The sequence below is a fragment of the Ruegeria sp. HKCCD3925 genome (assembly GCF_057221175.1).
Genome location: NZ_JBWVBI010000004.1, coordinates 312173 through 330134 on the forward strand (window position 1 = coordinate 312173; position 17962 = coordinate 330134).

General features: G+C 57.8%; 22 protein-coding genes and 1 tRNA gene. 15 read left to right on the forward strand and 8 right to left on the reverse strand.

What is annotated here, in order from left to right; translation table 11 throughout:
• A complete protein-coding gene (locus tag AC2TEM_RS11665) occupies nt 1–357 on the reverse strand; it encodes a hypothetical protein (RefSeq protein WP_170401488.1) in 357 nt (118 codons plus the stop codon).
• Nucleotides 358–749: 392 nt separating this feature from the next.
• Here AC2TEM_RS11665 and AC2TEM_RS11670 point away from each other — a divergent pair, with 392 nt between their 5' ends.
• Together AC2TEM_RS11670 and AC2TEM_RS11675 are read left to right on the forward strand one after the other, a co-directional pair.
• On the forward strand, nt 750–2036 hold the full coding sequence (locus AC2TEM_RS11670) for a lipoprotein-releasing ABC transporter permease subunit (RefSeq protein WP_170420774.1): 1287 nt from the start codon (nt 750–752) through the stop codon (nt 2034–2036).
• Nucleotides 2029–2715 (forward strand): ABC transporter ATP-binding protein, encoded by a 687-nt coding sequence (locus tag AC2TEM_RS11675; protein WP_170420776.1) that lies wholly within the window; start codon nt 2029–2031, stop codon nt 2713–2715. The genes AC2TEM_RS11670 and AC2TEM_RS11675 overlap by 8 nt, the downstream gene beginning before the upstream one ends.
• Here AC2TEM_RS11675 and AC2TEM_RS11680 read toward each other — a convergent pair.
• Nucleotides 2699–3136, reverse strand: coding sequence for a DMT family transporter (locus AC2TEM_RS11680; protein ID WP_170420778.1), 438 nt, complete (start codon nt 3134–3136; stop codon nt 2699–2701). The genes AC2TEM_RS11675 and AC2TEM_RS11680 overlap by 17 nt on opposite strands.
• Nucleotides 3137–3233: 97 nt before the next feature.
• Here AC2TEM_RS11680 and AC2TEM_RS11685 point away from each other — a divergent pair, with 97 nt between their 5' ends.
• On the forward strand, nt 3234–3641 hold the full coding sequence (locus AC2TEM_RS11685) for a c-type cytochrome (protein WP_170420780.1): 408 nt from the start codon (nt 3234–3236) through the stop codon (nt 3639–3641).
• Between the two features lie 5 nt (nt 3642–3646).
• On the opposite strand, the gene AC2TEM_RS11690 is transcribed toward AC2TEM_RS11685, so the two are convergent.
• Nucleotides 3647–4333 (reverse strand): hypothetical protein, encoded by a 687-nt coding sequence (locus AC2TEM_RS11690; RefSeq protein WP_170420782.1) that lies wholly within the window; start codon nt 4331–4333, stop codon nt 3647–3649.
• Nucleotides 4334–4375: 42 nt separating this feature from the next.
• Nucleotides 4376–5038 (reverse strand): DNA-3-methyladenine glycosylase I, encoded by a 663-nt coding sequence (locus tag AC2TEM_RS11695; protein WP_170420784.1) that lies wholly within the window; start codon nt 5036–5038, stop codon nt 4376–4378.
• 333 nt (nt 5039–5371) lie between these two features.
• Between AC2TEM_RS11695 and AC2TEM_RS11700 the strand changes: the two genes are divergently transcribed.
• From AC2TEM_RS11700 to AC2TEM_RS11725, 6 genes are all read left to right on the forward strand, one after another.
• Nucleotides 5372–6322, forward strand: coding sequence for an ABC transporter substrate-binding protein (locus AC2TEM_RS11700; RefSeq protein ID WP_170392106.1), 951 nt, complete (start codon nt 5372–5374; stop codon nt 6320–6322).
• Between the two features lie 10 nt (nt 6323–6332).
• Nucleotides 6333–7382, forward strand: a complete 1050-nt coding sequence (locus AC2TEM_RS11705; RefSeq protein ID WP_170420786.1) for a betaine/proline/choline family ABC transporter ATP-binding protein — start codon at nt 6333–6335, stop codon at nt 7380–7382.
• Nucleotides 7379–9442: an ABC transporter permease subunit gene (locus AC2TEM_RS11710; RefSeq protein WP_170420788.1), complete on the forward strand. Its 2064-nt coding sequence runs from the start codon at nt 7379–7381 to the stop codon at nt 9440–9442. Before AC2TEM_RS11705 ends, AC2TEM_RS11710 begins: the two co-directional genes overlap by 4 nt.
• 105 nt (nt 9443–9547) lie before the next feature.
• On the forward strand, nt 9548–10213 hold the full coding sequence (locus tag AC2TEM_RS11715) for an NnrU family protein (RefSeq protein WP_170420790.1): 666 nt from the start codon (nt 9548–9550) through the stop codon (nt 10211–10213).
• A 72-nt stretch (nt 10214–10285) separates the two neighbouring features.
• Nucleotides 10286–10822, forward strand: a complete 537-nt coding sequence (locus AC2TEM_RS11720) for a DUF2478 domain-containing protein (protein WP_170422398.1) — start codon at nt 10286–10288, stop codon at nt 10820–10822.
• A 158-nt stretch (nt 10823–10980) separates the two neighbouring features.
• A complete protein-coding gene (locus tag AC2TEM_RS11725) occupies nt 10981–12453 on the forward strand; it encodes a glycosyltransferase family 39 protein (RefSeq protein WP_170420792.1) in 1473 nt (490 codons plus the stop codon).
• 86 nt (nt 12454–12539) lie between these two features.
• On the opposite strand, the gene AC2TEM_RS11730 is transcribed toward AC2TEM_RS11725, so the two are convergent.
• Nucleotides 12540–12623 (reverse strand) — tRNA-Tyr (locus AC2TEM_RS11730).
• Nucleotides 12624–12739: 116 nt separating this feature from the next.
• Here AC2TEM_RS11730 and rlmB point away from each other — a divergent pair.
• The 5 genes from rlmB (at nt 12740) to AC2TEM_RS11755 (ending at nt 15647) form a co-directional block, all read left to right on the forward strand.
• Nucleotides 12740–13513: a 23S rRNA (guanosine(2251)-2'-O)-methyltransferase RlmB gene (rlmB, locus tag AC2TEM_RS11735; RefSeq protein ID WP_170420794.1), complete on the forward strand. Its 774-nt coding sequence runs from the start codon at nt 12740–12742 to the stop codon at nt 13511–13513.
• 12 nt (nt 13514–13525) lie between these two features.
• Nucleotides 13526–13801 carry a hypothetical protein gene (locus tag AC2TEM_RS11740; protein ID WP_255612144.1) on the forward strand — a complete coding sequence of 92 codons (276 nt, stop codon included), beginning with the start codon at nt 13526–13528 and terminating at the stop codon, nt 13799–13801.
• 175 nt (nt 13802–13976) lie between these two features.
• Nucleotides 13977–14348 (forward strand): YHS domain-containing (seleno)protein, encoded by a 372-nt coding sequence (locus tag AC2TEM_RS11745; RefSeq protein WP_255611718.1) that lies wholly within the window; start codon nt 13977–13979, stop codon nt 14346–14348.
• A gap of 291 nt (nt 14349–14639) precedes the next feature.
• The gene (locus AC2TEM_RS11750) at nt 14640–15110 is read left to right on the forward strand and encodes a CoA-binding protein (RefSeq protein WP_170392089.1); all 471 of its coding nucleotides are present in this window, start codon (nt 14640–14642) and stop codon (nt 15108–15110) included.
• A 120-nt stretch (nt 15111–15230) separates the two neighbouring features.
• Nucleotides 15231–15647 carry a VOC family protein gene (locus tag AC2TEM_RS11755; protein WP_170392087.1) on the forward strand — a complete coding sequence of 139 codons (417 nt, stop codon included), beginning with the start codon at nt 15231–15233 and terminating at the stop codon, nt 15645–15647.
• A gap of 53 nt (nt 15648–15700) precedes the next feature.
• On the opposite strand, the gene AC2TEM_RS11760 is transcribed toward AC2TEM_RS11755, so the two are convergent.
• The 3 genes from AC2TEM_RS11760 to hisF form a co-directional block, all read right to left on the reverse strand.
• Complete coding sequence (locus AC2TEM_RS11760) at nt 15701–16249, reverse strand: hypothetical protein (RefSeq protein ID WP_170420796.1); 549 nt, start codon at nt 16247–16249, stop codon at nt 15701–15703.
• A 69-nt stretch (nt 16250–16318) separates the two neighbouring features.
• A complete protein-coding gene (locus tag AC2TEM_RS11765; RefSeq protein WP_170420798.1) occupies nt 16319–16636 on the reverse strand; it encodes a phosphoribosyl-ATP diphosphatase in 318 nt (105 codons plus the stop codon).
• Nucleotides 16633–17394: an imidazole glycerol phosphate synthase subunit HisF gene (hisF, locus tag AC2TEM_RS11770; protein WP_480856196.1), complete on the reverse strand. Its 762-nt coding sequence runs from the start codon at nt 17392–17394 to the stop codon at nt 16633–16635. The genes AC2TEM_RS11765 and hisF overlap by 4 nt, the downstream gene beginning before the upstream one ends.
• 120 nt (nt 17395–17514) lie before the next feature.
• Between hisF and AC2TEM_RS11775 the strand changes: the two genes are divergently transcribed.
• Complete coding sequence (locus AC2TEM_RS11775; protein ID WP_480763097.1) at nt 17515–17961, forward strand: DUF302 domain-containing protein; 447 nt, start codon at nt 17515–17517, stop codon at nt 17959–17961.
• Nucleotide 17962 lies beyond the last annotated feature (1 nt).

Consider the following 17962-nt stretch of genomic DNA (forward strand, 5'->3'; position numbering starts at 1 on the left):
TCAGGAAGCTGAGGTCGGACGTGCGGTCAGGAAATCGCCGTCCGCTTCGCTGCCGCGTGCGACCACGATCGGGCGACCAAAGCGGCGTACAAGTTCCGCCAGTTCGAAGCCCAGAAACCGCAATCCACAGACGCGTTCGTCAGTGGCGCGATCCGTGATGCACAGCCGCCCCTGCCGGAAAGCAAGGCGATAGCCTTTGTCCCGCAGTATGTCGGCCAAACCGGCCCAGCTTGCTGCGCTTGTGAAAACCGGCCTGATCGCTGCCCGCAACAATGCGGCGCTTTCGCAATCCAGTTCTGTTGCTGCTGAACGGGCAGTAATCGGGCCCGTACCTTCCATATGTTCTTGAATACCCATGAGCGTGCCTCCGCCCTTAAACTCTTAAAATGTGTCCCCCACACAAATAGGGTGACAAAGTTTCTCACACTAATCAATTTGTGAAACAATATTTCGCACCTGAATGTTGCGATTGTGACTCAGTCGGGTGCTGATATCTCACATTGACTTCATAACTGAAACAATAAGCCCTTGTCTGTGAAGGGGTTCACAACCATTGGTATAATTTGCGGCCAGTGATTTCTCGTGCTGCCGCTGATGAGTTGGGGCTTGGGGCAAATGATTCGTTTCAAACTGTTCTTTTCGCCCCTTTATCGGGCGCAGTAACGCCGAACCGGTGTCCGCACGATAACTGGCTTGACCATCCGGCGAAATGTCGAAAGGGTCGCGAAAAATCTGAACCCGAGGCAGGAATGGCCAAATCTCCCCCGCCCTTTGCCCCTTTCGAATGGAAAATCGCCTGGCGATACCTCCGTGCCCGTAGGGCCGAAGGGGGCGTTAGCGTGATGACCTGGATCTCGCTGATCGGGATTACGCTCGCTGTGTTCGCTTTGATCGCGACGCTGGCTGTTCGGTCCGGATTCCGGTCAGAATTCGTGGGCACTATTCTTGGGGCCAACGCACATGTCACGGTGTATTCCGCCGGAGAAACCGATGCGCAGGGGCGGCTAGACCGTACCATCACGGATTTCGATGGAATGGCCGAGCGGATCGCGCAGGTGCCGGGGGTCGAACGGGCAGCACCGCTTGTCAAAGGTCAGGTGCTGATCACCAACGCGGACCGCAGTTCAGGCGTGCAGGTCTTTGGCATTCGTCCCGACGATCTGGCCGAGTTGCCAGGTATTGCAGAAAGCGAAGAGGCCTATGGTGACCTGTCCCGGTTCCCGGACGGCATCGCCATCGGCTCGGGCGTGGCGCGGGCCATCGGGGCGACGGTGGGGGATCGGGTCAAACTGACCTCGCCCAACGGTGTCAAAACCGCATTTGGCACATCTCCCCGCGTGAACGCTTATGAGGTGGTCTATGTCTTTTCTGCCGGGCGCTATGACATCGACCGCACGCGCGTCTACATGCCGTTTGCCGAGGCGCAAAGCTTCTTCAACCGTGAAGGCGTGGCGGACGAGATCGAAGTGATGGTTGAGCGCCCCGAAGAGCTGACCCCGATCCTGATTCCGATCCTTGAGGCCGCAGGTGAGCGCAGCCAGATATGGACTTGGCAGGATGCCTCTGGAGGATTCCTGCGGGCGCTGGAGGTCGAAGACAATGTGATGTTCATCATCCTGTCGATCCTCGTGCTGATTGCAGCAATGAACATCGTCTCGGGGTTGATCATGCTGGTGAAGAACAAAGGGCGCGACATCGGTATCTTACGCACCATCGGGCTTAGCGAAGGATCAGTGCTGCGGGTGTTCTTCATTTGCGGGGCCTTTACGGGAATCATCGGAACAGCGATGGGCGTCGTACTGGGCTGCCTCTTCGCTATCTATATCGATCCGATTTTTTCCTTCGTGAACTACGTCATGGGTGGCGGCGTCTGGGACCCGTCCATTCGCGGCATCTACGCATTGCCCGCCGAATTGCACCTGTCTGACGTCATGAAAGCGATAGGGCTGTCACTTGGCCTGTCTTTCCTTGTCACCTATTTCCCGGCTCGTCGCGCAGCGCGGCTGAACCCGGTTGAGGCGCTGCGCTATGAGTGATGTGACTTTAAGGCTCAGCGGTCTGACCAAGACCTATCTGCAAGGCACCCCAGGAGAGGTGCAGGTTCTGCGCGGTGCCGATCTGGAGCTGCGCGCGGGTGAGGCTGTGGCATTGGTTGCGCCATCCGGGGCGGGCAAGTCGACCCTGCTGCATATCGCGGGCCTGCTGGATATCCCGGATACCGGCGAAGTCGAAGTCGCAGGGCAGGGCGCGACGGGCAAAGGGGATCGCACGCGCACAGCGATCCGTCGGCGCGATGTTGGCTTCGTCTATCAGTTCCACCATCTGTTGCCTGAGTTTACGGCGCTGGAGAACATCGTGTTGCCGCAACTGGCAAACGGTGCTTCCGAGAAAGCAGCGCAAGCCCGTGCGATGCAGTTGCTTGATCGCGTTGGCGTCGCTCCGCGCGCAGATCACCGGCCAGCAGCCTTGTCGGGCGGAGAGCAACAGCGCGTGGCCTTCTGCCGGGCGCTCGCAAATCAGCCACGTGTGCTGCTGGCGGATGAACCGACCGGCAATCTGGACCCCGAAACCTCGGATCAGGTGTTTGCGGCCCTTATGGCGCTGGTCCGGGATGAAGGGCTTTCGGCGCTGATCGCGACGCATAACCTTGATCTGGCGGCGCGGATGGACCGGATGTTGCGGCTGGAGGGCGGCGTGCTCAGGCCAGCTGAGTGATTGCGACCCCGATTGCCATCACCGTAATGCCTCCGGCCCGCATTAATGTCAGCGGCGTAACCTGCGCGCCGAACAAGCCAAAATGGTCAATTGCGGCTGTGCTGATCAACTGGCCGAGTAAGACGAAAAACACCGCATTGCCCACGCCAAAATGTGGGGCCACATGGGTGATTGATAGCACATAGAAGGCGATTAATACGCCACCCAGCAGCAGATGTTTGGGGGCTTGGGTGAGTTTGGCAAAGGCATCGGATCCACCGAGTACCAAAAGCGCCAGTGCTGAAGCGACAAAGGCGATCGCAAACAGAATGACGGCGGCCGCGTTGGGTGAGCCGATCAACCTGCCTAATGCGGCGTTCAGCGCGGCGAGGATGGGAACGCCGATCCCGGCGGCCAGCATGATGGCTGCGTATTGTGTCATTGCCTTTTGTCCCTGCGCCTATTTCGTTGATCTGGATCATTGCGCCAGCGCGACCTCCCGGCAAGTCTCGAATTGCAAGGCAGGAGGGAGAAAAGTGATGATCCGATCAATACTTGGCGCAGGCGCGCTGACAGTACTTGCTGCGATGCCACAGGTCGCTTTGGCTCAGGATGTCGAGACCGGGGCTGAGCTGTATCAGCACTATTGCGCCACCTGCCACGGGCTGGACGCAACCGGGCATGGTCCGATGGCCGGGGTGCTGGTGATCCAGCCGACGAACCTGAGGGCGCTGGCCGGTTCGGACGGTGTGTTTCCGACGGCGCGCGTCGTGGCGCGGATTGACGGGCGTGAACCCTTGGTCAGCCACGGCAGCCCGATGCCGGTCTATGGCCCGTACTTCGAGGGCAACGATACCGCGATCAAAACACCGGAAGGGCAGCCAATTCTGACCAGCAAGCCAATCGTGGATTTGGTGGCTTATCTAAAAACCCTGCAAGAGGATTAAGACGCTTAGCGGCAGATGCCCTGCACCTTCGCGCCTGACCACGGAAGCAGGACATCGCTTTCACGCCTGTTCCCGGGAAGCTTCGAGACATCGAAATGGGCGCTTAGCATATCGTGCAGGCGCTTGGTTCGAGGTGCGTCGGGGTCCAGCGCGCGGCAACAGACATATTCCTCGACGATAGCGCCCTGTTGCTCGAAGCCGTAGGCCAGAAAATCGGGCGATGTATCAAGATCGAACAGGTAAGGGTCATCCTTCCCGCTATGCTCTGCCGCGGCGCGGAGCGGGTGATAACCGGTGGTCTTGCGATTCTGCCATTGCCAGACATGGGTCAATTCATGCGCCAGCAGCATAGCCGCGATCAGGTTCACCTGATCAGGGTACTGGCTCATGTAATCGTCCAGATACCAGTCCTTGGTGAAGTAGACGTGGTTGAACAGGGCCACGCCTGCGGGTTTGCCGGTTACGGTTTCCTCTTTGACAGGCGGCAATATCCGTTCGCGGCATGCAACCCGAGGGCGGGCTTTGCGGGTAAATGTAACCGCTGCAACGGGGGCGCCCTCGACCAATCGCACCCGATCCAGGTTCAAAGTTTCTCCGTGGAGTTTACTGGCAAATGCCCGCTCGTGATCGGTCAGGGGTCGACCGCAGGACGCAAAAAGAAACAGCAATGAAATCAACAGGGGGCGGATCATGGTATTAAGCCTAATGCGGCAGCTTGGCGCTGCAAGTCGTTTTCAGAGACTCATCGCCAGAACCCGGCTGATTTCCGTCAGCGACCGCCCGGATTGCTCCATCCATGTATTGAAGGCGGCCTGCACAGCGGCCATTGCTTTTTTGGAGGTTGCAGGTTTGTCGATGACGCCCTCGGCGATCAGGCGGGCTGTTACATCTTGGGACAGAATAAAGCTGTCCCGCCCGGCAAATCGCATGGCATATTGCGCCGAAGCACCGCCCAGCCGCGATCCGCGTTTGGCGAGCATCTGTAGCAAGCCGACATAATCCTGTGATGGCCACCCGCCCAGAATTTGCCCGACGCCACCTTCCGCGCGGAGTTCTAGCAGAAACGCGGCATTGTCGCGCACTGTGGCAATCTTAGTTCCGTTGCGGACAATGCGGGTGTCCTGCAGCAGTGCGTCGAATTTCTCGTCATCCATGAATGCGCAGCGTCCAATGTCGAAGCCGTCAAATGCCGTTTCGAATCCGTCCCACTTCGATTCGATCACTTTCCAGTTAAACCCTGCCTGGAACACGGTTTTCGTAATAATCGATAACCAGCGATCATCTGACATCGACACCAATTCGGCGATTGGTTTAGGCTTGCTTAGCTTGCTTTCCAGTTCGGCGGGGCCGCCGTGGCGATCAGCCGATATCTGGTAGATCTTTTCAAAGTGACGCATCTCCCAGACCCTCCCTTATCTAGATGCTGCCTTATTAAGAAGATTTGACAAGGCAAATCAGATCTTGAGATGAAGCGCGTGTTTTATATTGACTAGTCAATCAATATCTTTGACGGTTCCGAACTGACGGTGTTAAGTGTGTATATTGCCGAGTGGAGCAGCAGGGATGGGTCGTGTTTTCACGCTTGATGAAGCGCGTCGGACCCGGAACAACTGTTCCCTTTCCTTTTTCGGCTAAACTTGTGCATGTTGCGAAATGTGCTGTGACCACAAATGATCCTGGGCGGGCTGGATATCGCCATGGGGCAAACGTAAAAACAGGGAGTTGTTGTTATGAAAAAGCTAAGCGTAAGCTTTTTGGCTATCGCAGTGGCCGGGGCGGCCCATGCCGCAGATATGGGCGCGGTCGATGAACCGATCAAGCTGGCGATCAACGAATGGACCGGTCAACATGTGACCACCCATGTGGCAGGTGAGATGCTGAAGGCCGCCGGTTATAACGTAGAATACGTGACCGCCGGGATGATGAATCAGTTCCAGGCGTTGGCCGATGGGGACATTGACGCGACATTGGAAATCTGGTCGTCCAACGTGTCCGACGAATATGCCAAGAAGATCGACGAAGGCACCGTTGTTGAAATCGGCGATCTGGGGCTTGATGCCAAGGAAGGCATTGCCTACCCGGCACATGTGGCGGAGCTGTGCCCGGGCCTGCCTGCGTGGGAAGCGCTGAAAGAGTGTGCGCAAGTTTTTGCTACGGCTGAAACTCTGCCCGGTGGCCGTCTGGTCGATTACCCAGCGGATTGGGGAACGCCCGGCGCGGATCGTATGACCGGTCTTGAATTGCCGTTCAAAGCGGTCCCCGCGGGTTCCGAGGGCGCTTTGATCGCCGAATTGCGCGCCTCGACCGAGCGCAAGTCGCCGTTGCTGATCACCTTCTGGCAGCCACATTGGGCGATGTCGGCATATGACGTACAGTTTGTCGAACTGCCTGCAGGCGAAGAGGCGTGCTTTAACGATCCGTCTTGGGGTCCGAACCCCAACGCAGTGAATGATTGCGATTTCTCGCCGTCACGTATCTTCAAGGCCGGTTGGAGCGGCATGGCAGACAAGTGGCCCGCTGCCTATGAAATCCTGACTAACTATCAGCTTTCGGTCGAAGACCAGCAGCCAATGATGGGGGCGATCGACGTAGATGGTGGCGCGGTCGAAGAAGTCGTCGCGGCATGGATGGCCGAGAATGAAGACAAATGGCGCCCCGTCGTTGACGCGGCAACGCAGTGAGTCCGCTTAAGTGACTGAAGCGAATACGCCAGCCATCGCCTGCCAGAATCTCTGGCAGGTGTTTGGCCAAGGTGCCGACAAAGCTCTGACCGACGCGCTGTCTCGGTCAGGGAGTGACGCTGACAAAGCCGCCGCCGATTTGCGCGAACAGGGGTTTATCCCCGCTGTTCAGGATGCCAATTTCGAGGTCAAAGAAGGCGAGCTTTTTGTCATCATGGGCCTGTCCGGCTCGGGCAAATCGACGCTGATTCGTTGCATTTCGCAACTTCTGCCCGGTACGGGCGGCGAGATCCGTGTGGATGGCGAGAATGTCATCGGTGCATCGAAGAAAACCCTGACTGAACTAAGGCGCAAGAAGCTGGGCATGGTTTTCCAGCATTTTGGCCTGTTCCCTCATATGACCGTGGCTGAAAACGTGGCTTATCCGCTACGTGTGCAAGGCGTCGGCAAAAAGGAACGTTTGGCGCGTGCGCAGGAAGTAATCTCGCTGGTCGGCTTGGAAGGCCGCGAAGATAGCTTTCCCCGGCAGCTTTCGGGTGGTCAACGCCAACGCGTGGGGATCGCGCGCAGCCTTGCGGTGAATCCCGATATCTGGTTTCTGGACGAGCCGTTCTCGGCCCTTGATCCTTTGATCCGCCGCCAGCTGCAGGATGAATTCCTACGCATCCAGGCGACGTTGAAAAAATCCATTGTCTTTATCACTCACGACATTCAAGAGGCGCTGAAACTGGCAGACCGCATCGCCATCATGCGCGATGGCAAGATCGTTCAGATCGGCACGCCGACGGATATCGTGCTGCGTCCGGTAGACGACTACGTGCGCGAATTTTCTAAGGACGTGGCCAAAGGCCAGCATGCCAAGGTTGCTTCGGTCATGCGTGATGATGCTGATCGTGGGCCGGATGATCCGGGCTTGACCACATCCATGACGCTCGACGCGGCGCTCGCGCATTGCATGGAGCTGTATGAACCCGTTCCTGTCCGCGATGCAGACGGCAATATTGTCGGTACGGTTCATCCGTCCGATCTCGCCGCAGCTTTGCAGGTGGATGAAGCATGACCGCTGTGACGGATATCCCCGCGCGGCAGGCCCGCCTGACGTCTGGGGCGCAGGCCGCGCTGATTACCCTTGTCGTTGGCGCGGTTTGCCTTGCGCTGGAAGGCGTCGCCCCATGGCTGGTCACATGGCCCAAAGAATGGGAACTGCCTGCAACGCAATGGGTTGGTGCGTTTCTCGACTGGTTTCTGAATGGCATTAAACCGGCGATGCGGTTGTTTTCGGACCTGATGACTTATCCGATGAATGCTGCAAACTACGTGCTTGGCAGCACGCCCTGGCCGATCTTGATTGGGGTCGTCACTGCGCTGGGTTGGTATCTGGGCGGTCTGCCGATGGCGGCGCTGGGGTTCTTTGGCCTCAGCTTCGTTCTGGCTTCAGGCTATTGGGCCGAGAGCATGAATACGCTGGCCCTTGTCGCCGTGTCTGTCCCCGTGGCGCTGATTATGGGCGGGGCTATCGGTATTCTTGCCAATGAAGTGCCACGTGTGAAGGCCTTTGTTCAGGCAGTACTGGACATCATGCAAACGGTGCCGACCTTTGCCTATCTGACGCCGCTGCTGCTTCTGTTTGGCTTTGGTCCGGTGGTTGGCCTGATCGCCTCGGCCATCTACGCCGCGCCACCTATGGCTCGCAACGTTATGCTGGGGCTGGAACGGGTAGAGCCCGAAATCAAAGAAGCTGCGATCATGTCCGGCGGGACGCGCTGGCAGCAGCTATTTCAGGTCGAAATTCCTGCTGCCACGACTCAGATCATGGTTGGTGTGAACCAATGCCTGATGGCCGCCCTGTCGATGGTGATCATCGCTGCGGTCATCGGCGGCTTCAACGACATCGGCTGGGAAGTCCTTTTGACCATGCGCAAGGCGCAGTTCGGTGAATCCCTCATGGCCGGTCTGGTCATCGTTGTCTTCGCAGTGATCATCGACAGGATGAGCGGCACTTTGGCGACCGAGCGCAAGCGATATGACAGCCGCGTTGTCTGGGCGATGCTGGGCTTTGCAGTGCTGTTTACCGCTGCCTTCTGGTCCCGGTTGCCGAACCCGTCTGACCTTACAGTTCTGGACCCGATGGCAGAGGCGATTGACACCGGCCTGACCTCATTTACGCAGGCTAACGGGCCTTGGCTGGACGCACTCAAGAACAACTCTCTGTTCTATGTGTTGTTGCCCTTGCGGATCGGTCTGGACCAGGCTGTACTACCGTTCACCTGGGGATTCCAGTGGACCCCGAGCATGAGCTGGGGTCTGTTCGCCGCCGGTGCGGCTATCGCTCTGCTGATGGCATGGCGCGGGCATCTGACCGGTGGACTGATCGTTCTTATCCTGATCGGAATGCTGGAAACCGGCATATCAAACCTGCCTTGGCCGTTTGTCCTGACGGGCGCGGCTGCGCTGGGTTGGGTCGCGGGTGGCTGGCGTCTTGCGGCGCTGTCGGTTGGGCTGCTGTGTACCATCCTCGTTTCAGGCCTGTGGGAGCGGGCACTCCTGTCGCTCTACCTCAGCGGTGCCGCAGTGTTTTCCTGCGCAGTGGTCGGAGGGATGATCGGTCTTGCCAGTGCAGTTTGGGGGCCGGTCTGGAAAGTGGTTCGCCCGATCTGTGATATGCTGCAGACGATCCCACTGTTTGTGTTCCTGATCCCAGTTCTGATGGTGTTTCAGATCGGTGAGTTCTCGGCCTTCCTAGCGATCTGCGCCTACGCCATCGTCCCGATGATCCGCTACACGCGACACGGGCTGGTCAACACACCCGAGGAAATGATGGAAGCCGCAATCTCCAGCGGCGCGACCGAGTGGCAGATCATGCGCGACGTCCGCGCGCCCTATGCCGCACCGACCATCCTACTGGGGCTGAACCAGACCATCCTCTATGCCTTCGCCATGCTGGTGATAGCAGCACTGATCGGGACAACCGGTCTGGGCCAGTCGATTTATCTGGCGCTGGGGCAGGCGGATGTGGGGCTTGGCATCTCGGCCGGTGCCGCCATGGCGATTTTAGCACTGATCGCTGATCGTATGGTGCAGGGTTTTGCCGAGGAACGCCGCAAGGCGCTGGGCCTGTAAGACAGGGCAGGGGCGGGTAACCGCCCCTTTGCCCTCACTTGATTTCGGACAAAGACCAGCGCGCTGTCACGGCCTAAACCGGGCGCAACACGTTCGGAGATTACAATGACTGGTTGGGGCCTCTTCCTCGCTGCACTTGCCACATTCCTTCTTAGCCACATGATTCCAGCACGCCCAGCAGTGCGCGGCTGGCTGATCGGTACGATGGGAAAGCGCGCATATTTCGCCAGCTATTCGATGATTTCTTTGGCCGTTTTGGCCTGGTTGATCATCGCCGCCGCAAATGCACCCTATGTCGAAGTGATCCCGCCGCTTCCAATCTTTCGCTGGGTGCCTTTGCTGGTCATGCCTATAGTCTGCTGGTTGGCCATTGCGGGCCTGTCGATCCGGAACCCGTTCTCATTCGGAGGGCTGGGGCACCGTCCGTTCGATCCCGAAAACCCTGGAATCCTGCGCACGACGCGTCATCCGATACTTGTGGCGTTGATGCTATGGGCTTTGGCACATCTGTTGGCCAATGGAAGCCTGTCTCATGTCATCTTGTTCGGCTTGTTTGCTGGCTTTGCGGTGATGGGCATGGCGCTCATTGATCACCGCACCGCGCGCAATTTGGGGACGGAATGGGTACGCCTTTCCCGCAATACGGCGCGCCTGTCACTCAGCGCGCCCCGCCCTTGGCCCAGCCTTTGGGTCTGGTTGACTGCTTTGGCTTCTTACGCGGTTCTCCTCCACCTGCACGCATCGGTGATCGGGCTTTCTCCACTGCCTTGATGGATGAAGGTGGTCGGACAAGCCGACGCGTGCTATCTGAAACGTCACCAATTGAACTTTGAGGTCCAAAAAATGCATCTGGCCTATGTTACGACAACCGATCGCGGCGCAACCGATCGCCTGCTTAGCGAATTTGCGGATGGTCTTGTGCAGGCCGGAACACCGATTGCCGGGGTTGTGCAGACCAACACCGAATGTGCCGACGGATATAAATGCGATATGGATCTGAAAGTCTTGCCGACCGGGGAAACCATTCGCATCTCACAATCCCTTGGCAAGAACGCTCGGGGTTGCCGTCTGGATCCGGCTGAATTGGAACGGGCCGTCGGCCTCGTGACGCGGTCGCTTGAGGATAGCCCTCAATTGCTGATCATCAACAAGTTCGGAAAGCACGAGGCGGACGGTCGGGGCTTTCGCCCGATTATCGCCGACGCTCTTGAACGTGAAATTCCCGTCTTGGTGGGCGTCAATAAATTGAACATTGAAAAGTTTCAGGAATTCGCCGGCGGCATAGCCGAGGCGCTTGGCCCCGATGTCAGCAGCCTGACTGAGTGGTTTGACAAAATATCCCAAACCGACGTGCAACACGCCGCGGCATCTGGCAACTAAAGCCCGCGCTTCGACCGACTAAGCGAAGCACTTCGTTTCACGCGCCCAACTGCCGCAAAAATGGTGGACTTGAGCCCACACATCGGGTCTAGCTTCGGTCAAAGTTGCAATCCGGCGGCCAGGTATCCTGGGCGAGTGCCGACGAAATGGGCTTATCCATGATCGAAGATCAGTGCGTCTCAGATGAGCGATCTCTGGAAGCCGCTTGCGGGGTCGATGACCCGGCAGCGAAGCAATCCCGTCTCGATGGGTTGATGTCGACAGATCGCTTCTGGTTAAGCATAGTAACGGCTTACTTTCTGCTTCATGTCGTATTGCGAGTTGCAACCGGCGGCGCGCTTGGTCTGGATGAGGCTGAGATACTTCTTGATGCGCGCCGCTTGGAATGGGGCTACGGCCCGCAACTGCCACTTTATGCCTGGCTGCAATGGGGCATCTTTCAGATAACCGGTCCCGGCATATTAGGGCTGTCACTGCTGAAGAACGGGATGCTGCTGGCGACGGTTGTCGCGCTGTACCTGACCATACGAACCCGTCATGCGCCACTGTGGGCAGGGCTGTCGGTCCTGTCACTTCTGATGCTCTATCAGTTTAGTTGGGAGGCGCAACGCGCGCTGACGCATACCGTTCTGGCCAATCTCTGCTCGGTTCTGACCTTCGCGGTGATTTGGGGGCTAATTCGCAAACCGACGACTTGGGGATTCGTCTTGCTGGGCGTAGTCGTGGCAATGGGAAGTTTGTCAAAATACAACTATGCGATCGCGCTGCTGGCCATGTTGCTGGCGGCTTTCAGTGCATCTGAGACGCGCAAGCCTCTCTGGTCGCCTCGACTGCTGCTTTCGTTGGGTGTCGCCGCATTGCTTGTCACACCACCGATGCTATGGGTTCTGAACAATCCCGAACACGCATTTGCAAGCGCGCGCAAGTTGGACATGAGCAGCGATGGCCCAACCACATTGATCGCGCTGCAAGGCCTGGTTGAGTTGGCCTTGGCGTCGGCTGGGTTTGTATCGCTCTTGCTAATCGTCCTGGGTGTTCTCTGGTTGGTCTACCTCAGACAAGGGGTGGCCGCCAAAGGCGATGATCTGAGGCGATTGATGACGCGTACTCTGGTCTGGGCGTTGTTACTTATGGCGGCTGTAGTGCTTGTGAGCGGAAGCACCAACGTGAAGGATCGCTGGCTGCAACCGATATTGATTTATGCCGGCCCCGTACTGTGTTTGTGGTTGTTACCGAATGCAGGTCGTAAAGGCGTAAAGCGATTTGCCCAGGTCAGCGCCGTTCTGGCGGTGTTTATTGGACTGGCGATGCTGCATCACAATCTGGCAGGGGATGCCAAACGCGCGGCCCCTTTCGCTACTTTGACCTCTGAGATAATTGCGCAAACAGCGCCCAAAAATGCAATTGTTGCTGACAATTGGATTTCCGGAAACATGGCCTATTTTGCGCCCGATCAGCCTGTTTACAGCGATCGGGACCCGCGCGCGCCAAATGCTGCTCTTCGGGTTTGGGAATCGGCTCGAAATGTCCCGAAGGACGTCGACCCAGCACAGGTGAAAACCTTGGTTGCGCCATACCGCTTTGACAACAACGAAGAGATGACGCTGTCATTTGGACCTGTGTCGCAATAGCGCGGGGACCATGGAAGTTGACATCGAACGTTGCTATCACCCAGATATCGGCCTGAACGAATGGCTCAATTTTTTCGGTGAGTAAGTGGTGGGCGACCCTGGAATCGAACCAGGCGTGCGTCTCCGCGAGGGAGTTACAGTCCCCTGCCACACCTTGCGGCCTGTCGCCCACTGTCAGGCGTTGCACCTGACGTGGAGGCGTGATTACTAGCGCGTCTAAAGGGCGTCAACAGGAAAATACCGCTTTGACGCAGGAAACCGAATTCCCGGCCCGGAGGCCCGTATCATGAAGAAACCAAAGTGGGTCGTTGAGAAGGAACAGGCGCGCAAAGCGGCTGCGGCAGAAACCGTCTGGCTGTTCGGTTTACACGCCGTACGCGACGCGCTGATGAACTCGAAACGGCAGAAGCTGCGCCTGATTGTGACGCGCAATGCCCGCGACAAACTGCTGGAAGCTATTGAATTTGCGGAGATTGTACCCGAGATCGTTGATCCGCGAAAATTCACCGCACCGATTGATCCGGGATCGGTTCATCAGGGCGCGGCACTTGAGGTCAAGCCGCTGGAATGGGGTGGGCTTGCCGAGAATTGTATCGGGCAGGAAAACCCACGTGTGCTGCTGCTGGACCGGGTGACAGACCCACATAACGTCGGGGCGATTCTACGCTCGGCAGAAGTGCTGGGCGCCAGCGCCGTCATTGGCACCCGCCACCATTCAGCGCCCGAGACCGGCGCTTTGGCAAAAACTGCCAGCGGCGCGTTGGAACGACAACCCTATCTACGCGTGCGCAATTTGGCCGATACGATCATCGAGCTGCAGAACATGGGGTATTTAGTCCTGGGTCTGGATGGTGAGGCCGAACAGACGATAGAAGCCACGCTGGGCGACAAGCGTGATCGCCCGGTGGCGCTGGTGCTGGGGGCCGAGGGGCCCGGGTTGCGGCAGAAAACCAAAGAAACCGTCGATCAATTGGTAAAAATTGACGCGGCGGGGGGATTTGGTTCTCTGAACGTCTCAAATGCCGCGGCTATCGCACTATATGCATCCAAACCCAGATGACAGGAGGCCCCCATATCCACTCCACATAAAATTGCCACCTGCTGCTATTGCGGTACCCGTGCCGCATTGGTTCTTCGGGGAAAGCAACAGCACGAGCTGAGTTGCGCAAGCTGCGGCGCACCCCTGCATAATCTCAAGATGGTGCCAAAAGCCAAACTGGCAGATCGGCCGATCAAAAGTTACCAGCCGGCACAGAAGCACAAAAAATACAAAAAGAAGAAAAAGCGGGGTCTGTTCTCAAAGGTGTTGGACGAAGCCTGGGACGTGATCGAAGACGTTTTCGATTAACAACCGCACGCCAGTTCACATCGGCGTCATGGGGGTTTCAGATACGGTTTGAAATATGCATCTTGAAGCCCTCTAACCGCAATCCAGTGAATCACCTATGTTGTCTCGACGTTCCTTCTTGATCAGTCTCTCTTGTACCCCGTTTGCCTCTGTCGTCGGTGCGCAGGAAATGCCCATGTTCTACGTGGACGATGGGATGGCGGTCTCAGGCTATGATGCGGTTTCTTATTTCAAGGCTGGAGCACCAGAGTTGGGTCAGCCCGACATAGCGCTGATGTGGAAGGGTGCGATTTGGCGGTTTGCGTCAGAGGAAAATCGCGATCGATTTGAACGCAATCCGCGCGCCTATGCCCCGCAGTTTGGTGGTTACTGCGCCTATGCGATGGCGAAAGGTCTGCTAAGCAGTACCGATCCCATGGCATGGCAGATTGTGGATGGGCGGTTATATCTGACCCACTCGGAAGCGATCGAACGTATCTGGGAACGCGATGTCACCAATTACATCCGCGAGGCCGAGGGGCATTGGCCTGCGGTTCTTTACCAATAAAGCCTATTGCTCTTGGCTTTAGATCGGCGCGCGGCTTATGTAACGAGCCGTTCTGACCATGATCGCCGAAGGAAATGCGCACGGTTTCATTCGGCGACATTCCGCCTTTTGTGAAGTGTCATCACAAAAATGCGCGCGACCTCTTTTTTTTAGAAAACTCATGCTTAAATGTCACAGTGACCGCGGAATGGAACTGCCGCGGGTCATTTCACTGTCCCTCGTTCCAACAACTGGCGCTCAGGAGTTTCCTGGGCGCTTTTTTCTTTGCATGCGCTTGCTTATGGTGTGCTCATGAATGACTACTCCGACGATGTTCTGACCCAAATCCTTAGGCGCACCAAAGTGGTTGCGGTGGTTGGGGTTTCAATGAACCCGGTGCGGCCCAGCTATTACGTGGCGCGGTATCTGTCGCTCAAGGGATATCGGGTGATTCCGGTCAATCCGGGCCATGCAGGCAAGATGCTGTTTGGCCAGACGGTGCAGGCTTCGCTGTCCGATATTCCCGAGCCCGTCGATATGGTTGACATCTTTCGCCGCTCCGAGGCCGTGCCACCCATTGTCGACGAGGCGCTGGATGCGTTTCCCGACTTGCGCACCATCTGGATGCAGATCGGAGTTGAACATGCCGAGGCCGCTGCTAAAGCGCAGGCCCGCGATATCGACGTAGTCATGAACCGCTGCCCCAAGATCGAATATCAGCGCTTGTTTGGCGAACTGCGTATGGGTGGGTTTGCGACTGGAGTGATTTCGTCCAAGCTGTGACGGCCCTGACGTTTGTGTCTACGTCCCGGCCTGAATTGAACAGAAATGGTGCATTTGTTGAGGGGGAGGTCCAATTGACCTATACCCATTCAGCAAACCAATAAGACAGGACCATGCGGAATGATTGCTTATGTGACTGTTGGTGTTGACGATATCACGCGTGCCGAGCGGTTTTATTCGGCGTTCCTGCCCGCCCTTGGTTATGCGTTGGAGCGGTATCACGGAGACTTGAGCTATGCGCTGCCAGTGCCGCCGGGGCAATCCCCGGTTCAGCCCGAGTTCTATGTAAAATCACCCTTTGATGGAGGCGCGGCTTCGGCTGGCAACGGGTCCATGGTGGCGTTTGAGGCGCGCACCCAACAGCAGGTTCGCGACCTTCACGCCGCTGCGCTTGCCGCAGGCGGGTCTGACGAAGGCCAGCCGGGCTTTCGCGCCTCGTATGGTCCGAATTTCTATGTCGGCTATCTGCGCGATCCTCAGGGCAACAAAATCGCGCTGTTTTCCAGCAATCCAAACGAGCCTGGGCGCGACGGGTAACGCTTTCGTCGGGTCGCTATGGCGCTTCGATCACTGCCCGCAGAAGCTCAGTCTCACGGGCTGGATGCTTGTTCCTGTCGCCGCTTTTCCAGAACCACTTCGCGTGGAACCCACTCGTAACGGGTGTCCTCAACCAGGGGCGACCAGAATAGCACTCCGCCATAGCGCCAGGGATCCAAGACAACGCCTTCGTACATGCTCTCTCCCTTGCGGCTGATAATGGCAGTGCTGTGGTCGATGCGGAACGGGTTATCCGCGTTGGCGATGGCGCGGTGCATTTCCAGAGTGCGGAACTGCTCCTGATCCAGTCGCCGCTCAATATCTTCAGCCCAGTGCCAGCACAGACCACGCGGACGCAGACCCTTGTTGACCTTGGCGTTATGGATAAGCGGAGGGTCGGTGATCTCGTATTCCTGCGCCAGTTGCGCAGTATAGGCATAGGCGATGCGGGCGGCGCGGGTGGCTTCTGCTGGGTCGATATCGGGGCCGAGGCTTTGAATTTCAGCCGCCAGCCGCTGGACCTCATCTCCGGAAGACGGGGGAGGGGTGGCACAGGCGGCGAGGGTGGCAAGTACCGCTGCAAACACCAAAGCTCTGATCATCTGCGCGCCCTTTGCCTCAATGCACCCGAACCCGGAGTATAGCGAGCCGGGTATCCGCGCGAAACCCGCTTAACCTTTGGGGCGGGATGCCTTTTCCGTTATGCCGCTGGTGCCCTGTCGACGGGCCAGTTCGCCCAGCACATCATCCAGCGCAACATCGCGCGCGGCCAGCATCACTAGCAGGTGATAAAGCACATCAGCCGCCTCGGAGGTCAGTTTTCCCCTGTCCCCTTTGGCGGCTTCGATGATTGCTTCAATGGCTTCTTCGCCGAATTTCTCGGCACATTTCTCGGGACCTTTGGCCAACAGCTTGGCGGTCCAGCTGCTGTCTGGTTCTGCCCCTTTACGGGCCTCAATCGTAGCCGCCAGATCGTGCAAAATACTCATGTCAGCCTCATCGGTATGCCAGCGGCGGCCATATGCTCTTTGGCCTCGTGGATGGTGTATTCGCCGAAATGGAAGATCGAGGCGGCAAGCACCGCGCTGGCCCCACCTTTAGTCACACCTTCGACCAGATGATCCAGATTGCCCACGCCCCCGCTGGCGATCACCGGCACTTCCACCGCGTCACTGATCGCTCGGGTCAGGGGCAGGTTGAACCCGGCCTTGGTGCCATCGCGATCCATCGAGGTCAGCAGGATTTCACCTGCGCCCTTTGAAACGACGGTTTTGGCAAATTCAACGGCGTCGATGCCTGTTGGTTTGCGTCCGCCATGGGTGAAAATCTCCCACTTGCCGGGGCTGACCGTCTTGGCGTCAATGGCGCAGACAATGCACTGGCTGCCGAACAGGTCCGCTGCTTCGGCGATGACGTCCGGATTCGCGACGGCGGCCGAGTTAAAGCTGACCTTATCAGCCCCCGCCAGCAACAGGGCCCGCACGTCATCTTTGGTGCGCACGCCACCACCTACAGTCAGAGGCACAAAGCACTGCTCTGCCGTGCGTTGGACCACATCGAACATCGTGCCGCGGTTCTCATGCGTCGCATGGATGTCCAGAAAGCAGATCTCATCCGCTCCGGCAGCGTCGTATGCCTTGGCCGATTCCACGGGGTCACCAGCATCGCGCAGGCCAACGAAATTCACACCTTTGACCACACGGCCATCGGCGACATCCAAACAGGGAATGATGCGGGTTTTCAGCATGGGCTTTCCTTTGCTCGGGGCACCTGTACCGGCAAAGCCCCGCCGATGCCAGACTTGTGATTGTGATCTGTCGCGAAGCCATGGAAATTAGGGGTGAAATTTATGAAAAGGATTACCCAGATGCGACAACTTCTTTTGGCTTCAATTCTCACATTCGGAGGCGCCCTGTCCGCCATGGCTGACGACATCATCAAAGTGGAAACCAACAAATCCGTGGCCGAGGCGCTGGACGCGCTGGAAGCCGCCGTGGGTAATGCGGGCGCCACCGTGTTTGCCCGCGTGGATCACGCGGCGGGGGCGGAAAAGGTCGGAACGCCGATCCTGGCCAATCAGGTGCTGATTTTCGGCAACCCGGCTCTGGGCACTCCCGCCATGCAGATCGACCCGCGCGCGGGGCTGTTCTTGCCGCTGAAGGTGCAGGCCTACGAAGACGCAAACGGACAGGTCTGGCTGGCTTATGAAGATCCGAAAGAGACGATGGACGAGCTCGACGAAGTAGAGAAATCCCCCATCATCGAAAAGATGCGCGGCGCTTTGGCGAAACTGACCGCCGCCGCTGCTCAATAAC

Excerpts from the sequence above, each read along its gene's own strand:
- AC2TEM_RS11675 (WP_170420776.1), top strand. The coding sequence starts at position 2,029 with ATGAGTGATGTGACTTTAAGGCTCAGCGGTCTGACCAAGACCTATCTG.
- AC2TEM_RS11760 (WP_170420796.1), bottom strand. The coding sequence starts at position 16,249 with ATGATCAGAGCTTTGGTGTTTGCAGCGGTACTTGCCACCCTCGCCGCC.
- AC2TEM_RS11670 (WP_170420774.1), top strand. The coding sequence starts at position 750 with ATGGCCAAATCTCCCCCGCCCTTTGCCCCTTTCGAATGGAAAATCGCC.
- AC2TEM_RS11680 (WP_170420778.1), bottom strand. The coding sequence starts at position 3,136 with ATGACACAATACGCAGCCATCATGCTGGCCGCCGGGATCGGCGTTCCC.
- AC2TEM_RS11775 (WP_480763097.1), top strand. The coding sequence starts at position 17,515 with ATGCGACAACTTCTTTTGGCTTCAATTCTCACATTCGGAGGCGCCCTG.
- AC2TEM_RS11720 (WP_170422398.1), top strand. The coding sequence starts at position 10,286 with ATGCATCTGGCCTATGTTACGACAACCGATCGCGGCGCAACCGATCGC.
- AC2TEM_RS11715 (WP_170420790.1), top strand. The coding sequence starts at position 9,548 with ATGACTGGTTGGGGCCTCTTCCTCGCTGCACTTGCCACATTCCTTCTT.
- AC2TEM_RS11685 (WP_170420780.1), top strand. The coding sequence starts at position 3,234 with ATGATCCGATCAATACTTGGCGCAGGCGCGCTGACAGTACTTGCTGCG.
- AC2TEM_RS11665 (WP_170401488.1), bottom strand. The coding sequence starts at position 357 with ATGGGTATTCAAGAACATATGGAAGGTACGGGCCCGATTACTGCCCGT.
- AC2TEM_RS11725 (WP_170420792.1), top strand. The coding sequence starts at position 10,981 with ATGATCGAAGATCAGTGCGTCTCAGATGAGCGATCTCTGGAAGCCGCT.
- AC2TEM_RS11700 (WP_170392106.1), top strand. The coding sequence starts at position 5,372 with ATGAAAAAGCTAAGCGTAAGCTTTTTGGCTATCGCAGTGGCCGGGGCG.
- hisF (WP_480856196.1), bottom strand. The coding sequence starts at position 17,394 with ATGCTGAAAACCCGCATCATTCCCTGTTTGGATGTCGCCGATGGCCGT.
- AC2TEM_RS11745 (WP_255611718.1), top strand. The coding sequence starts at position 13,977 with ATGTTCTACGTGGACGATGGGATGGCGGTCTCAGGCTATGATGCGGTT.
- AC2TEM_RS11690 (WP_170420782.1), bottom strand. The coding sequence starts at position 4,333 with ATGATCCGCCCCCTGTTGATTTCATTGCTGTTTCTTTTTGCGTCCTGC.
- AC2TEM_RS11750 (WP_170392089.1), top strand. The coding sequence starts at position 14,640 with ATGAATGACTACTCCGACGATGTTCTGACCCAAATCCTTAGGCGCACC.
- AC2TEM_RS11695 (WP_170420784.1), bottom strand. The coding sequence starts at position 5,038 with ATGCGTCACTTTGAAAAGATCTACCAGATATCGGCTGATCGCCACGGC.
- AC2TEM_RS11765 (WP_170420798.1), bottom strand. The coding sequence starts at position 16,636 with ATGAGTATTTTGCACGATCTGGCGGCTACGATTGAGGCCCGTAAAGGG.
- rlmB (WP_170420794.1), top strand. The coding sequence starts at position 12,740 with ATGAAGAAACCAAAGTGGGTCGTTGAGAAGGAACAGGCGCGCAAAGCG.
- AC2TEM_RS11710 (WP_170420788.1), top strand. The coding sequence starts at position 7,379 with ATGACCGCTGTGACGGATATCCCCGCGCGGCAGGCCCGCCTGACGTCT.
- AC2TEM_RS11755 (WP_170392087.1), top strand. The coding sequence starts at position 15,231 with ATGATTGCTTATGTGACTGTTGGTGTTGACGATATCACGCGTGCCGAG.